Raw genomic sequence first — 15,093 nt, forward strand, 5'->3', positions numbered from 1 at the left:
CCGCAATGTTCGCTGCTATGCGGTTCATCCACCGGCAACGGCAGGTCGACGAACAACTCGCTGAGGAAGAAATAACTGCCGGCCTTGCGATTCAGTACAAGGGTGTTTTTGCCGATCCAGCCCAGCCCGGCCTGTTCGGCGATGGCTTTTTCCAGCACCGGCGCGCTGTCGACAAAGGCACGAAAACCGAACGGGCCGATCTCTGCCTGGATCCTGTCGGCCAATTGTTGAACACGTTTACGGATCAATTTGTGGTAATCGCGGCCCAAGGCATAGCGCGACACGTAAGCCTTTTCCGGTTCAGCCAGGCGTTTGGCCATTTCGGTATCGCCCGGCAAGTAGTCCATGCGCAGGGAAACCACGCGCAACGTGCCCGGCACCAGCTCGTCGGGGTGCGAGCGTTTGCTGCCATGGGCGCCCATGTAGTCCATGTCGCCGTGGTAGCCGGCCTCGAGCCAGCGCTGCAGATGCTGCTCGTGTTCGGCCAGGTCCAGACCGCTGATGCCGACTTGCTGGAAGCCCAGCTCGCGGCCCCAATCCTTGATCGATTGGGCGAGGGCGGGCAGGTCTGTGGTGATGGCGGACATGAGGCGAGAGAAACCGGAGCTGAGGTGCGTATAATTCTGCCAGACATCGGAGCCCGAAGACGCATGCCGCAGACGAAAGATGAATTACCCGACGCGCTGTACCGCGCCGCGCAGGTGCGCGAACTCGACGCGCGGCTGATCGCCGCCGGCACGCCGGGCTTCGAATTGATGCAACGCGCCGCCCGCGCGACGTGGCGCGCACTGGTGCGCAAGTGGCCGGCAGCGAACGAACTGACCGTGCTCGCCGGGCACGGCAACAACGCTGGCGACGGTTATCTGGTGGCCGGGCTGGCGCTGCGGGCCGGTTGGATGGTGCGCGTTCTCGCCGTCGGCGATCCGCAGCGTTTGCAGGGTGATGCCGCGCTGGCCCATGTCGAATCGGTGGCCGCAGGTGTTGTGGTGCAAGGCTGGCAGGCGCAAAGCGAGCTGCACGGTGTCGTCCTCGATGCCTTGCTCGGCACAGGCCTGAGCGGCGAAGTGCGTGAGCCCTATGCATCGGCGATCAAGGCGATCAACGCCTGCGGTTTGCCGGTAGCGGCGGTCGATATTCCTTCCGGGCTATGTGCCGATACCGGGCGTGAACTGGGTGTCGCGGTCCGCGCCGATCTCACGGTGACATTCATTGGTATGAAGGTCGGGCTGTTGACCGGCGATGCGGCGGATCATATCGGCGAACTGGTGTTCAACGACTTGCAAGCCACCGACGAAATTTTCAGTGACATTCCCGTCTGCGCTCAACGCCTGAGCGCCGCTAATCTTCCAGCACTTGCGCCGCGCGCGGCGACCTCGCACAAGGGCCGCTTTGGCCATGTGCTGCTGATTGGTGGCGATCATGGTTTCGGCGGGGCGATTCTGCTCAGCACTGAAATGGCCTTGCGCGGCGGCGCGGGCATGGTCTCGCTGGCGACCCGTCCCGAACATGTCCCTGCGGCGCTAACCCGCGTGCCGGAGGCGATGGCTCTCGGCACCTCGTCAGCCAATCAACTGATGGGTCTGCTGGAAAAGGTTTCGGTATTGGTGGTCGGGCCGGGACTCGGTCAGGCCAGTTGGGGCCGTGCCCTATTGTCGGCAGCCGCCAATGCCACGTTGCCGCAAGTGTGGGACGCTGACGCGTTGAACCTGCTGGCCAGCGATTTTGTCCAGTTGCCCAAGGATTGCGTGATCACCCCGCATCCGGGTGAAGCGGCGCGCTTGCTTGGCGTCAGCACCACCGAGGTGCAGGCCGATCGCCCGGCCGCTGCTCTGGCGTTGAGCAAAAAGTATTCAGCGGTAGTGGTTCTGAAAGGTGCCGGCAGTCTGATCGCCCATCCAGACGGGCGTCTGGCCCTCTGTCATCAGGGCCATCCGGCGATGGCCACGGGCGGGCTCGGCGATGTGCTGGCCGGTCTGGCCGGCGCATTGCTGGCCCAAGGCATGGACGCGTTCGATGCGGCATGCCTGGCCGTCTGGCTGCATGCCAACGCGGGTATGCAACAAGGCAAATTCGGCCGTGGGCTGGCGGCCAGTGATCTGATTCCAGCCATTCGTCAGTTGTTGGAGGAGCAAGCACCGTGTCTGAAGTAACCCTGTACCTGGCCGATGAACAGGCGATGAGCGACTTTGGCGCACGGATCGCCCGCGTCACCCAGGGCCATGGCCTGATTTTTCTCGAAGGCAATCTGGGTATGGGCAAAACCACGCTGTCGCGGGGCATCATTCGCGGTTTGGGGCATGTTGGCGCGGTAAAAAGTCCGACCTTCACATTGGTCGAGCCCTACGAGATCGGTGACATTCGTGCCTTCCACTTCGACCTCTATCGCCTGGTCGATCCCGAGGAACTGGAGTTTCTCGGTATCCGCGACTACTTCGAAGACGATGCCCTGTGCCTGATCGAGTGGCCCGATAAAGGTGCAGGCTTTTTGCCAAAGCCTGACCTGACCATTACCATTGGCCCGCAAGACAGCGGGCGTTCGCTGAAAATTTTAGCCCAGGGCTCGCGTGGCGAGGCCTGGTGTGCCGCTTTGGCATTGGAATCCAATTAAATGATGGGGTTTGGTATGCGCTTTCGCGCGTTGGTGGCTGCCGCTGGACTGATGTTGATGGCAGTAACCGTCAACGCTGTGGCCGATTCAAAGGTCAACAGCGTGCGCCTGTGGCGGGCGCCGGACAACACGCGACTGGTCTTTGACCTCAGCGGCCCGGTGCAGCACAGCGTTTTCACCCTGACAGCCCCGGACCGGCTGGTCATCGACATAAACGGCGCCACCCTCGGCGCGCCGTTGAACGTGCAGACCGCGAATACGCCGATCACCGCGATGCGCTCAGCCCAGCGCACGCCGACCGACCTGCGCGTGGTCATCGACCTGAAAAAAGCCGTCACCCCGAAAAGCTTCTCGCTGGCGCCGAACGCGCAGTACGGCAACCGTCTGGTGGTCGATCTGTTCGACAACCCGGCCGATGCCGCGCCGCCGCCGGCCCCGACGCCGTCGGTGGCGACTGTGCCGGCAGTGCCGGTTACCCCGACTGAGCCGGCGATCAAGTTGCCGCCAGCCCCGGCCGGCAAGCGCGACATCATTGTGGTGATCGACGCCGGCCACGGTGGTGAAGACCCGGGCGCGTCCGGTTCGCGCGGCCAGCGCGAGAAAGACGTGGTGCTGCAGATCGCCCGCGAGCTGCAGCGTCAGGTCAACGGCATGAAAGGCTTCCGCGCCGAGCTGACCCGTACCGGCGACTACTTCATTCCATTGCGCGGGCGAACCGAAATCGCACGCAAGAAGGGCGCCGACCTGTTCGTCTCGATCCACGCCGACGCCGCGCCGTCCGCAGCAGCTTTCGGTGCTTCGGTGTTCGCCCTGTCCGATCGTGGCGCTACGTCCGAAACCGCCCGTTGGCTGGCCGACAGTGAAAACCGTTCCGACCTGATCGGCGGTGCCGGCAACGTCAGCCTTGATGACAAGGACCGCATGCTCGCCGGCGTGCTGCTCGACCTGTCGATGACCGCGTCGCTGACTTCCAGCCTCAATGTCGGGCAAAAGGTGCTGACCAACATCGGTCGCGTCACGCCGCTGCATAAACAGCGCGTGGAACAGGCCGGCTTCATGGTGCTGAAGTCGCCGGACATCCCGTCGATCCTGGTCGAAACCGGTTTTATCTCCAACGCCAACGAAGCGAACAAACTGTCCGCATCGAGCCACCAGCAAGCGCTGGCCCGTTCGATCAGCAGCGGCGTGCGTCAGTTCTTCCAGCAGAATCCACCACCGGGCACCTACATCGCCTGGCTGCGTGATTCCGGCAAGATCGCCCAAGGACCGCGTGACCACCGTGTCGGCCCGGGGGAAACCCTGGCGATGATCGGCGTGCGCTATCAGGTTTCGCCGGCCACCTTGCGTGCCGCCAACAACCTGAAAAGCGATGAGCTGAAAGTCGGTCAGCACCTGACCATTCCAGGCACCGAACTGGCGTCCAAAGAATGAACCAGGTATTGAACACGGCGCGCATCGAGCTGCTCAGCCCGCGACTGGCGAACCAGATTGCCGCCGGTGAGGTGGTTGAGCGCCCGGCTTCGGTGATCAAGGAGCTGCTGGAAAACAGCCTCGACTCTGGCGCCAGGCGTATTGATGTCGATGTCGAACAGGGCGGCGTCAAGTTGCTGCGCGTGCGCGACGACGGCAGCGGCATCTCCGCCGATGACCTGCCGCTGGCCCTAGCTCGTCACGCCACCAGCAAGATTCGCAACCTCGAAGACCTCGAACAGGTGATGAGCCTGGGTTTCCGTGGCGAGGCGCTGGCGTCGATCAGCTCCGTGGCGCGTCTGACCCTGACCTCGCGTACCCGCGATGCCGACCAGGCCTGGCAGGTCGAGACTGAAGGCCGGGACATGGCGCCGCGCGTGCAGCCGGCGGCGCATCCGGTGGGCACTTCGGTGGAAGTCCGCGACCTGTTCTTCAACACTCCGGCCCGGCGTAAATTCCTCAAGACCGAAAAAACCGAATTCGATCACCTGCAGGAAGTGATCAAGCGTCTGGCGCTGGCGCGCTTCGACGTGGCTTTTCATCTGCGCCACAACGGCAAGACCATCCTCAGCCTGCACGAGGCCCACGATGATGCAGCCCGCGCAAGGCGGGTGGCGGCGATCTGCGGTTCGGGTTTTCTTGAGCAGGCGTTGCCGATCGAGATCGAACGCAATGGCTTGCATCTGTGGGGCTGGGTCGGTTTGCCGACCTTCAACCGTAGCCAGGCTGACTTGCAGTATTTCTTTGTGAACGGTCGGGCAGTGCGCGACAAACTGGTCGCCCACGCGGTGCGTCAGGCTTATCGCGATGTGCTGTTCAATGGCCGGCACCCGACCTTCGCGCTGTTTTTCGAGGTCGATCCGGCGGCGGTAGATGTCAACGTGCACCCGACCAAGCACGAAGTGCGCTTCCGTGACGGGCGCATGGTCCACGATTTCCTGTATGGCACGCTGCACCGCGCGTTGGGCGATGTGCGTCCGGAAGATCAACTGGCCGGCTCGGTCACCACGGCGATTGTTCGGCCAACTGGCATCGAGGCGGGTGAGTTCGGCCCGCAAGGCGAGATGCGTCTGGCCGCCAATGCGCTGCTGGAGCAGCCGCAGGCGCAACCGGCGTTCAACACTGCGTCTGGTGCCAGCGCTGGCGGCGCTTATCAGTATCAATACACGCCGCGTCCGCAATCGGTGGTGCCCGCTGCCGAGGCGCAAGCTGCTTACAAGGAGTTCTTCGCGCCGCTGCCTGAAGCCAATGCCAGCGCGCTGCCGACCGGTCAGGAAGATATCCCGCCGCTCGGCTATGCACTGGCGCAGCTCAAGGGCATCTATATTTTGTCCGAGAACGCCCATGGTCTGGTGCTGGTGGACATGCATGCCGCCCACGAACGAATCATGTACGAACGCCTGAAGATCGCCATGGCCAGCGAAGGTCTTAGTGGCCAGCCGTTGCTGGTGCCGGAGTCGCTGGCCGTGAGTCAGCGCGAGGCCGATTGTGCTGAAGAACACGCCGCTTGGTTTCAGCGCCTTGGTTTTGAATTGCAGCGCCTGGGGCCGGAAACCTTGGCGATCCGGCAGATTCCCGCATTGCTCAAGCAAGCCGAAGCCAATCGACTGGTCGGCGACGTGCTTTCGGATTTGATGGAGTACGGCACCAGCGACCGTATCCAGGCGCACCTCAACGAATTGCTCGGCACCATGGCCTGCCACGGCGCGATCCGCGCCAACCGGCGTCTGGCCCTGCCGGAAATGAACGGCCTGCTGCGCGACATGGAAAACACCGAGCGCAGCGGTCAATGCAACCATGGCCGACCGACCTGGACCCAGTTGGGCCTGGACGATCTGGACAAACTGTTCCTGCGCGGTCGTTGATGAGCCAGCTTCCTCCAGCGATTTTCCTGATGGGCCCGACCGCTGCGGGCAAGACCGATCTGGCCATCGAGCTGACCAAGGTGCTGCCGTGCGAATTGATCAGTGTCGATTCGGCGCTGGTCTACCGCGGCATGGACATCGGCACAGCCAAGCCTTCGAAAGAGTTGCTGGCGCAATACCCGCACCGGCTGATCGACATCCTCGACCCCGCTGAAGCGTATTCCGCTGCCGATTTCCGTCGCGACGCGTTGCAGGCCATGGCCGAAATCACTGGGCGAGGAAAGATCCCGCTGCTGGTTGGCGGCACCATGCTCTATTACAAGGCTTTGGTTGAAGGTCTGGCGGACATGCCGGCGGCCGATCCTGAGGTCCGTGCGCAGATCGAGGCAGAAGCTGCACGCCTCGGCTGGCAAGCGCTGCACGAGCAGTTGGCGCAAATTGATCCGGTGTCGGCGGCGCGCATTCATCCCAATGACCCGCAGCGCTTGAGTCGGGCGCTGGAAGTGTATCGAGTCAGCGGGCAGAGCATGACCGCCCTGCGCGAGCAACAATCTGCGCAAAGTACTGAAGCAGCCGCTTCGGGACGCCAACAATTGCCCTATACTGTCGCGAACTTGGCCATTGCTCCGGCGAATCGCCAGGTTCTGCACCAGCGAATTGAACAAAGATTCACAAATATGTTGGAACAGGGATTCATCGACGAGGTCGTAGCCCTGCGTAAGAGAAGTGACCTGCATTCGGGGTTGCCGTCTATACGTGCGGTAGGCTACCGCCAAGTCTGGGATTACCTGGACGGCAAGCTGACATTGGCCCAGATGCAGGAGCGGGGCATCATCGCCACGCGCCAATTGGCCAAACGCCAGTTTACCTGGCTGCGCAGCTGGGACGATTTGCACTGGCTGGACAGTCTTGATTGCGACAATCTGCCACGCGCCTTGAAATACCTTGGGACCATCTCCATATTGAGCTGAGTCCTTGCAATTGCCGTCTATCCTTGGGGGTGTGACGGCCGAAGCCATCTGAATTTACCTGTTTTTATTATTGAATCCTTAAAGGAGTGCGGCACATGTCAAAAGGGCATTCGCTACAAGACCCTTACCTGAACACTTTACGTAAAGAGAAAGTCGGGGTTTCCATCTACCTGGTCAACGGTATCAAGCTGCAAGGGACGATCGAGTCGTTCGACCAGTTCGTGATCCTGCTGAAAAACACCGTAAGCCAGATGGTCTACAAACACGCTATCTCGACCGTCGTGCCGGTTCGTCCAATTCGTCTGCCTAGCGCAACCGAAAACGAACAGGGCGATGCCGATGCAGCGCCGGGTAACGCCTGATAGGAGTCTCCTTTGTTCTTTGAGCGCCACGGTGGTGGTGAACGAGTCATCCTCGTTCACTTGGATGGACAGGACCCTGAGGCGCGCGAAGATCCGCAGGAGTTTCAGGAGTTGGCAAATTCGGCTGGCGCCGAGACCGTCGCGTTTTTTAACGTGCCGCGTCATCGGCCAACCGCCAAATATCTGATCGGCAGCGGCAAGGTCGAAGAACTGCGCGACCTGGTCAAGGCTGAAGAAGCCGATCTGGTGATTTTCAATCACATCCTCACGCCCAGTCAGGAACGCAACCTCGAACGTGTTTTCGAGTGTCGCGTGATCGACCGCACCGGGCTGATTCTCGATATTTTTGCCCAACGCGCACGCACCCATGAGGGCAAGCTGCAGGTCGAACTGGCCCAGCTTGACCACATGAGCACGCGGCTGGTTCGCGGCTGGACTCACCTTGAACGTCAGGGTGGCGGTATCGGTATGCGCGGTCCGGGCGAAACCCAGCTGGAAACCGACCGCCGTCTGCTGCGGGTTCGCCTGCGTCAGATCAAGGGGCGGCTGGAGAAGGTGCGCAGTCAGCGCGAGCAGTCGCGCCGTGGCCGATCCCGTGCGGACATTCCTACCGTTTCGCTGGTGGGATACACCAACGCCGGCAAATCGACACTCTTCAACAACGTGACGAAGTCCGAGGTGTACGCGGCCGATCAACTGTTCGCCACACTCGACCCGACCCTGCGCCGGCTGGAGCTTGACGACCTCGGTCCGATTGTCCTCGCCGACACCGTGGGTTTCATTCGTCACCTGCCACACAAGCTGGTCGAGGCATTTCGGTCTACGCTCGAAGAGTCGAGCAATTCCGACCTGCTGTTGCACGTGATCGATGCGGCCGAACCGGATCGCATGTTGCAGATCGAGCAGGTGATGGTGGTGCTGGGCGAGATTGGTGCCCAGGACTTGCCGATCCTCGAGGTCTATAACAAACTCGATTTGCTCGAAGGCGTCGAGCCGCAGATCCAGCGCGATGCCGATGGCAAGCCGCAACGGGTCTGGCTTTCGGCGCGTGATGGTAGCGGTCTGGAGTTGCTTGAACAGGCCATCGCCGAGTTGCTCGGCAGTGATCTGTTCGTCGGTACCTTGCGCTTGCCGCAACGCTTCGCTCGGCTGCGTGCGCAGTTCTTCGAACTCGGGGCGGTGCAGAAAGAAGAATACGATGAAGAAGGTGTCAGCCTGCTGGCCGTTCGTTTGCCCCGGATCGAGCTGAATCGATTGGTAAGCCGCGAAGGATTGCAGCCGATGGAATTCATCGAGCAACACACTTTGCAATAAAAGCCTGACAAAGCGGTTGTGCCGCAACGGCAGGCATTCTGTAGCATTGGTCGGCGCGCCGTGGGTGCGTCTTTGCTTTATCAGATGGAGAGCGCTATGGCTTGGAATGAGCCGGGTGGCAACTCGAATAATCAGGATCCCTGGGGTGGCAAGCGCCGCAATAACGGCGACCGCAAGGGACCACCGGATCTCGACGAGGCCTTCCGAAAGCTGCAGGAAAGCCTGAACGGGTTGTTCGGTGGTGGTAAGAAACGTGGTGGTGACGACGGCGGTGGTCCGGGCAAGAGTGGCGGCTTTGGCGGCCTGCTCGGCATCGGCTTGGTCGTGTTGGCCGCCGTTTGGCTGTACAGCGCGGTTTACGTCGTCGACGAGCAGGAGCAAGCCGTGGTGCTGCGCTTCGGCAAGTACTACGAAACCGTGGGGCCGGGCCTGAATATCTATTTCCCGCCGATCGACAAGAAGTACATGGAGAACGTGACGCGTGAGCGTGCGTACACCAAGCAGGGCCAGATGCTGACTGAAGACGAGAACATCGTCGAAGTGCCGCTGACCGTGCAGTACAAGATCAGCAACCTGCAGGACTTCGTGCTGAACGTCGATCAGCCGGAAATCAGCCTGCAACACGCGACTGAAAGTGCACTACGTCACGTGGTCGGTTCCACCGCCATGGACCAGGTGCTGACCGAAGGTCGTGAATTGATGGCCAGCGAAATCAAGGAGCGTCTGCAACGTTTCCTCGATACCTATCGCACCGGTATCACCGTCACCCAGGTCAACGTACAGAGCGCAGCGGCACCGCGTGAAGTACAGGAAGCCTTCGATGACGTGATCCGCGCCCGTGAAGACGAGCAGCGTTCGCGCAACCAGGCCGAAACCTACGCCAACGGCGTGGTACCGGAAGCCCGTGGTCAGGCCCAGCGCATCATCGAAGATGCCAACGGTTATCGCGACGAGACCATCTCGCGCGCCAAGGGTGAGGCCGATCGCTTCACCAAACTGGTCGCCGAGTATCGCAAGGCACCTGAAGTCACCCGCGAGCGTCTGTACCTGGACACCATGCAGGAAGTCTTCAGCAACACCAGCAAGGTCCTCGTGACCGGCAACAAGAACGGCCAGAGCAATCTGCTCTACCTGCCGTTGGACAAGATGATCCAGAACAGTTCGGGTAATGCACCGGTGACCGGTTCGGCCGCCAGCAACAACACGGACGTCACGCCGCATGTCACCGACGTGCCGCAGACGCGTACAAGGGAGACCCGCTGATGAGCAATAAATCGCTGATCGCCCTGATCGTTGGCGTCGTTGTGGTACTGGTGGGCTGGAATTGCTTCTATATCGTCGCTCAGACCGAGCGCGCGGTGCTGCTGCAATTCGGTCGTGTGGTTCAGGCCGATGTCCAGCCGGGTCTGCATGTGAAAGTGCCTTACGTCAACCAGGTGCGCAAATTCGACGCGCGTCTGCTGACGCTGGATGCACCGACGCAACGCTTCCTGACTCTGGAAAAGAAAGCCGTGATGGTCGATGCCTACGCCAAGTGGCGGGTCAAAGATGCCGAGCGCTTCTACACCGCGACTTCGGGTTTGAAGCAGATCGCCGACGAGCGTTTGTCCCGTCGTCTCGAATCCGGTCTGCGTGACCAGTTCGGCAAGCGCACCCTGCACGAAGTGGTGTCGGGTGAGCGTGATGCGCTGATGGCTGACATCACTGCGTCGCTGAACAAGATGGCGGAAAAAGAGCTGGGTATCGAAGTGGTCGATGTCCGGGTCAAGGCCATCGATCTGCCGAAGGAAGTGAACCGCAGCGTGTTCGAGCGTATGAGCACCGAGCGTGAGCGTGAAGCTCGCGAGCACCGCGCCAAGGGTAACGAGCTGGCCGAAGGCATCCGTGCCGACGCCGATCGTCAACGCCGCGTGCTGCTGGCCGAAGCCTATCGTGAATCCGAAGAGGTTCGCGGTGACGGTGACGCCCAGGCTGCTGCGATCTACTCCAAGGCCTACGGCCAGGACCAGGAGTTCTACGGTTTCTACCGTAGCCTGCGTGCCTACCGTGAAAGCTTCGCGAACAAATCCGACGTCCTGGTCCTCGACCCAAGTAGCGACTTCTTCCGTTATCTGGAAAAAGCCAAACCTTGATACGACGTTGACCTGAATCAGTCCGCCCGGCGGCTAAAACCTCGGGCGGGGTGATCCTTTCGGAAAACGTGTGTATGATGCGGCAGCCGGGAAATTCCCGGCTTTTTTGCGTCTGCACGTTTGATTGCTGTTTTTGTTGCAGACATCGGGTTTGAATAGCCCGGGCGTTTTTCGAGGAAAGTGATGGGCGAAGCCGCCAGCCGGCCTTTCGCTGCGTCGTTCATGCGCGTGCGTTTTGAACGCCCCGGTCATTTTCTGCTTCACTCAAGGCTCGCCTAGTGCTGGCCGCCCGGATCAAAGGGGAATGGCGTAATGGCAACGGTAGACCGCTGGCTGCTGCCAGATGGCATCGAAGAAGTACTGCCACCGGAGGCGGCGCGCATTGAAGTCGCGCGTCGTCAGGTGTTGGATCTGTTCCAGAGCTGGGGTTACGAGTTCGTCGTGACTCCCCATATCGAGTACCTGGAATCCCTGCTGACCGGCGCGGGCCAGGACCTGGATCTGCGTACCTTCAAGGTCATCGACCCGCAATCGGGCCGGCAGATGGGTTTCCGCGCCGACATCACGCCGCAAGTGGCGCGCATCGATGCGCACACCCTGCGTCGCGAAGGCCCGAGCCGTCTGTGCTACGCCGGCAGCGTCCTGCATGCTCAGCCGCGTGCATTGTCGTCCTCGCGCAGCCCGATCCAGCTGGGCGCCGAGCTGTACGGCGACGCCAGCCCGAGCAGCGATGTCGAAGTCATCAGCCTGATGCTGGCCATGCTGCAGCTGGCCGATGTGCCGGACGTGCACATGGACCTCGGCCATGTCGGCATCTACCGTGGTCTGGCGCGTGCCGCTGGTCTGTCCGGTGAAGTCGAGCAGCAGTTGTTCGATGCCCTGCAGCGCAAGGCCATCGATGAAGTGATTACCCTGACCGAAGGCCTGCCGGCCGATCTGTCGGGCATGCTGCGCGCACTGGTTGATCTGTGTGGCGGCCGTGAAGTGTTGAGCGCTGCCCGCGAGCGTCTGGCCAATGCGCCGGCGCCGGTGCTGGCGGCGCTGGAAGATCTGCTGGCGATCGCCGAGCGTCTTTCCGTGCGCTTCCCGCAGCTGCCGCTGTATTTCGACCTCGGCGAGTTGCGCGGCTACCACTACCACACCGGTGTGGTGTTCGCGGTGTTCGTGCCGGGCGTTGGCCAGTCCATCGCTCAGGGCGGTCGTTACGATGACATCGGTGCCGACTTCGGTCGCGCCCGTCCGGCGACTGGTTTCTCTACCGATTTGAAAACCCTGGTGACCCTGGGGCGTGCTGAGATCGAGCTACCGTCTGGCGGTATCTGGATGCCTGACAGTACGGATGCGGCACTCTGGCAGCAGGTTTGCCAGTTGCGCAGTGAGGGTCAGCGTGTCGTTCAGGCCTTGCCTGGACAACCTTTGGCCGCCGCCCGTGATGCGGACTGCGACCGGCAATTGATTCAGCAGAACGGGCTTTGGCAAGTATCGCCACTGGCTTCTTGAGTTTTCCTGCCGGCCATCGCCGGCACCAAGTTTGCGCGAATGAGGACAAGTGTTATGGGTAAGAATGTCGTAGTCCTGGGCACCCAGTGGGGTGATGAGGGCAAAGGCAAGATCGTTGATCTGCTGACCGAACATGCTGCCGCCGTAGTGCGCTACCAGGGTGGCCACAACGCGGGTCACACGCTGGTGATCGACGGCGAGAAAACCGTCTTGCACCTGATTCCGTCGGGCGTGCTGCGCGAAGGCGTGCAATGCCTGATCGGCAACGGCGTGGTGGTTGCACCTGACGCCCTGCTGCGCGAGATCACCAAGCTGGAAGAGAAAGGCGTACCGGTGCGCGAGCGCCTGCGTATCAGCCCGTCCTGCCCGCTGATCCTGTCCTTCCACGTTGCGCTGGACCAGGCCCGTGAAAAGGCCCGTGGCGAGCTGAAGATCGGTACTACCGGTCGCGGCATCGGCCCGGCTTACGAAGACAAGGTTGCCCGTCGTGGCCTGCGTGTCGGCGACCTGCTGAACATGCCGCGCTTCGAAGACAAGCTGCGTGAACTGGTGGATTACCACAACTTCATGCTGGTCGGTTACTACAAGGAACCAGCCATCGAGTTCGAAAAGACCCTGGCCGAGTGCAAGGAATACGCTGAGCTGCTCAAGCCGCTGATGCTCGACGTGACTGCCGAGCTGCACGACCTGCGTCGTGCCGGCAAGGACATCATGTTCGAAGGCGCGCAAGGTTCGTTGCTCGACATCGACCACGGCACCTACCCGTACGTGACCAGCTCCAACACCACCGCGGGTGGCGTGGCGACCGGTTCGGGCGTTGGTCCGATGTTCCTGGACTACATCCTGGGCATCACCAAGGCCTACACCACTCGCGTCGGTTCCGGCCCGTTCCCGACCGAGCTGTTTGACGAAGTCGGTGCGCACCTGGCCAAGCAAGGTCACGAGTTCGGCGCCACCACCGGCCGTGCCCGTCGTTGCGGCTGGTTTGACGCCGTCATCCTGCGTCGCGCTATCGACGTGAACAGCATTTCGGGCATCTGCCTGACCAAGCTGGACGTACTCGACGGTCTGGAAACCATCAACATCTGCGTTGGCTATAAAGATGCGCAGGGCAACGCCGTTGCGCCGACCGACGCTGACAGCTATGTCGGCCTGCAGCCGGTGTACGAAGAAGTGCCGGGCTGGAGCGAATCGACCGTGGGTGCCAAGACCCTGGAAGAGCTGCCGGCCAATGCTCGTGCCTACATCAAACGCGTTGAAGAGTTGATCGGCGCGCCGATCGACATTATTTCGACGGGCCCGGACCGCAACGAAACCATCGTTCTGCGTCATCCGTTCGCTTGATAAGTTGTTGATGTAAAAAACAAAGGCCCCTTAATCGGGGCCTTTGTCGTTTATGCCTGTTGGACGGCATGACCTTTGCTGTGAATCTGTCTACAAGAGTGCCATCAAATTAATGGCGTCAGAAGTAGAGGGATTTAAAGTGTCAGCCGTTCTCTCACTGTTACAAAGCCGTTTGTTGCGGCCGGTGTTCGTTACCCTTGGTATCGCCCTTTTGGTGCAGGTGTTGGTGGCGGTTGCCCTGACGCGGAGCACGGTCACGGCGCTCGAAGCTGATCTGGCTGTGCGCTTGGGTGCCGACAGCCAGAAACTCTCCGGTGAGCTGGAGCAGGCGGGGCGTGAAGTCACTTCAAGTCTTGATGCGTTATCGGCCAGCACTCGTCAGCGCCTCACGGCTGGCCTGTCCACACGCCTCAAAGAAGAGCAGGCGCAACTGCGGGCGACGCTGGAAAAGGATCTAAAGGATTCGGCCAACGACATGGCGCAGTTGCTTGCATCCGTAGCGCCGCGTGCGATGTGGGACAGCGACGTGCCGACGCTGTCGGAGTTCGCCCGTCGCGCCCAGCGCAATCCCAACGTGCTGTTCGTGGTGTATGACGACGCCACCGGCCAGCATCTGACCCGTTATCTCAACCGTGAAAATCCGATCAACAAGGCCTTGCTGGAAAAAGGTCAGGGCGAGCGTGCGCTGGATAAAGTACTCGATGCGGCGAAAAACGATCCTTCGGTTTACTACCTCGAAGCCTCGATCAATCCCAATGGCGTGGAAATCGGCAAAGTGCTGATGGGCGTGTCCACGGCCTCGGTAGAAACCGATCTCGCCGAGCTCGACAAGCGCTTCCTCGCGCTAATTGCCAGCAGCGATCAATTGGTCGGCGACAGCCTCAAAGGCGCAGCGGCGGACAGCGCCAAGGCAATGCAGGCGCGCCTGCAATCGGCGCAGGGCACCGCTGGCGAAATGAAAGCCAACACCGCACAAACCGTTCAAGACGCTGCCGCGACACTGCGCTGGCGTATCGGCCTTGGCCTGGCACTGGTCGGTTGCGGCGTGCTGCTGTTGCTGGCCGTGGTGCTCGGTCATCGTGTGGTCAATCGTCTGAAAATGCTCAATGCGGCGATGGACGATCTGGCAGCGGGCGAGGGCGATCTGACCAAGCGTGTGCAGATCAACAGCAAGGATGAAATCGGCGACATGGCCTCGGCGGTCAATCGCTTTGTGGATAAATTGCAGCCGATCGTACGCGAGGCGGGCGATGTCGCTCAGCGCACTGGCGTGGAAATCGGCGCGATGACTTTGCGCAACGCTGGCGCCGATGCGGCTGCCGGAATGCAGCGCGATGAAGTTGCAGAAAGCCTTCGCGCGCTGTCGCAAATGGCAGACGAGGCGCAGTCGGAAAGTCAGGCAATGCAGGCGGCGCTGAAGCAGGTTGTCGATATTCGTCAGGCCACCGATGAGAACACTCGTACTTCCGCCAAGGTCGGCAGCCTGATCGAAGCGCTGGCCGGGCAGGTCGATACCGGGGCGAAGGT

Annotated in this window: 13 protein-coding genes; 12 read left to right on the forward strand and 1 reads right to left on the reverse strand. The window is 61.3% G+C overall.

From position 1 onward, the window contains the following. Positions 1-587 (reverse strand): tRNA epoxyqueuosine(34) reductase QueG (queG, locus tag D6877_RS04940; protein ID WP_130910046.1); only part of this gene is annotated, 587 nt, incomplete at its 3' end. Positions 588-650: 63 nt separating this feature from the next. On the opposite strand from queG, the gene D6877_RS04945 reads away from it, so the two are divergent. The 12 genes from D6877_RS04945 to D6877_RS05000 all read left to right on the forward strand — a co-directional run. Next, positions 651-2,150, forward strand: coding sequence for an NAD(P)H-hydrate dehydratase (locus D6877_RS04945; protein WP_130910047.1), 1,500 nt, complete (start codon positions 651-653; stop codon positions 2,148-2,150). Continuing rightward, a complete protein-coding gene (tsaE, locus tag D6877_RS04950) occupies positions 2,138-2,608 on the forward strand; it encodes a tRNA (adenosine(37)-N6)-threonylcarbamoyltransferase complex ATPase subunit type 1 TsaE (RefSeq protein ID WP_130910048.1) in 471 nt (156 codons plus the stop codon). Before D6877_RS04945 ends, tsaE begins: the two co-directional genes overlap by 13 nt. Beyond that, positions 2,609-4,039, forward strand: coding sequence for an N-acetylmuramoyl-L-alanine amidase (locus D6877_RS04955; protein ID WP_024011366.1), 1,431 nt, complete (start codon positions 2,609-2,611; stop codon positions 4,037-4,039). It begins immediately after the preceding gene. After that, positions 4,036-5,943: a DNA mismatch repair endonuclease MutL gene (gene mutL / locus D6877_RS04960; protein WP_130910049.1), complete on the forward strand. Its 1,908-nt coding sequence runs from the start codon at positions 4,036-4,038 to the stop codon at positions 5,941-5,943. Before D6877_RS04955 ends, mutL begins: the two co-directional genes overlap by 4 nt. Further along, positions 5,943-6,914, forward strand: a complete 972-nt coding sequence (gene miaA, locus D6877_RS04965) for a tRNA (adenosine(37)-N6)-dimethylallyltransferase MiaA (RefSeq protein ID WP_130910050.1) — start codon at positions 5,943-5,945, stop codon at positions 6,912-6,914. The genes mutL and miaA overlap by 1 nt, the downstream gene beginning before the upstream one ends. Before the next feature lie 95 nt (positions 6,915-7,009). Next, positions 7,010-7,276, forward strand: a complete 267-nt coding sequence (hfq, locus tag D6877_RS04970) for an RNA chaperone Hfq (protein WP_016771947.1) — start codon at positions 7,010-7,012, stop codon at positions 7,274-7,276. Between the two features lie 12 nt (positions 7,277-7,288). After that, positions 7,289-8,590, forward strand: a complete 1,302-nt coding sequence (hflX, locus tag D6877_RS04975) for a ribosome rescue GTPase HflX (protein ID WP_016771946.1) — start codon at positions 7,289-7,291, stop codon at positions 8,588-8,590. A 96-nt stretch (positions 8,591-8,686) separates the two neighbouring features. Further along, positions 8,687-9,853, forward strand: coding sequence for an FtsH protease activity modulator HflK (hflK, locus tag D6877_RS04980; RefSeq protein WP_130910051.1), 1,167 nt, complete (start codon positions 8,687-8,689; stop codon positions 9,851-9,853). Next, the gene (gene hflC, locus D6877_RS04985; protein WP_016771945.1) at positions 9,853-10,722 is read left to right on the forward strand and encodes a protease modulator HflC; all 870 of its coding nucleotides are present in this window, start codon (positions 9,853-9,855) and stop codon (positions 10,720-10,722) included. Before hflK ends, hflC begins: the two co-directional genes overlap by 1 nt. A 312-nt stretch (positions 10,723-11,034) precedes the next feature. Continuing rightward, the gene (locus tag D6877_RS04990; protein ID WP_016771944.1) at positions 11,035-12,222 is read left to right on the forward strand and encodes an ATP phosphoribosyltransferase regulatory subunit; all 1,188 of its coding nucleotides are present in this window, start codon (positions 11,035-11,037) and stop codon (positions 12,220-12,222) included. Between the two features lie 54 nt (positions 12,223-12,276). After that, on the forward strand, positions 12,277-13,566 hold the full coding sequence (locus D6877_RS04995; RefSeq protein ID WP_016771943.1) for an adenylosuccinate synthase: 1,290 nt from the start codon (positions 12,277-12,279) through the stop codon (positions 13,564-13,566). Positions 13,567-13,705: 139 nt separating this feature from the next. Next, a partial coding sequence (locus D6877_RS05000; protein WP_130910052.1) for a HAMP domain-containing protein occupies positions 13,706-15,093 on the forward strand: 1,388 nt, incomplete at its 3' end.

The sequence above is a fragment of the Pseudomonas sp. Sample_9 genome, assembly GCF_004307535.1.
Taxonomy (GTDB): Bacteria; Pseudomonadota; Gammaproteobacteria; order Pseudomonadales; family Pseudomonadaceae; genus Aquipseudomonas; species Aquipseudomonas mercuritolerans.

Coding starts and splice junctions, on each gene's coding strand:
- D6877_RS04945 (WP_130910047.1), top strand. CDS start 651: ATGCCGCAGACGAAAGATGAATTACCCGACGCGCTGTACCGCGCCGCG.
- D6877_RS04955 (WP_024011366.1), top strand. CDS start 2,609: ATGATGGGGTTTGGTATGCGCTTTCGCGCGTTGGTGGCTGCCGCTGGA.
- mutL (WP_130910049.1), top strand. CDS start 4,036: ATGAACCAGGTATTGAACACGGCGCGCATCGAGCTGCTCAGCCCGCGA.
- miaA (WP_130910050.1), top strand. CDS start 5,943: ATGAGCCAGCTTCCTCCAGCGATTTTCCTGATGGGCCCGACCGCTGCG.
- hfq (WP_016771947.1), top strand. CDS start 7,010: ATGTCAAAAGGGCATTCGCTACAAGACCCTTACCTGAACACTTTACGT.
- hflK (WP_130910051.1), top strand. CDS start 8,687: ATGGCTTGGAATGAGCCGGGTGGCAACTCGAATAATCAGGATCCCTGG.
- hflC (WP_016771945.1), top strand. CDS start 9,853: ATGAGCAATAAATCGCTGATCGCCCTGATCGTTGGCGTCGTTGTGGTA.
- D6877_RS04990 (WP_016771944.1), top strand. CDS start 11,035: ATGGCAACGGTAGACCGCTGGCTGCTGCCAGATGGCATCGAAGAAGTA.
- D6877_RS04995 (WP_016771943.1), top strand. CDS start 12,277: ATGGGTAAGAATGTCGTAGTCCTGGGCACCCAGTGGGGTGATGAGGGC.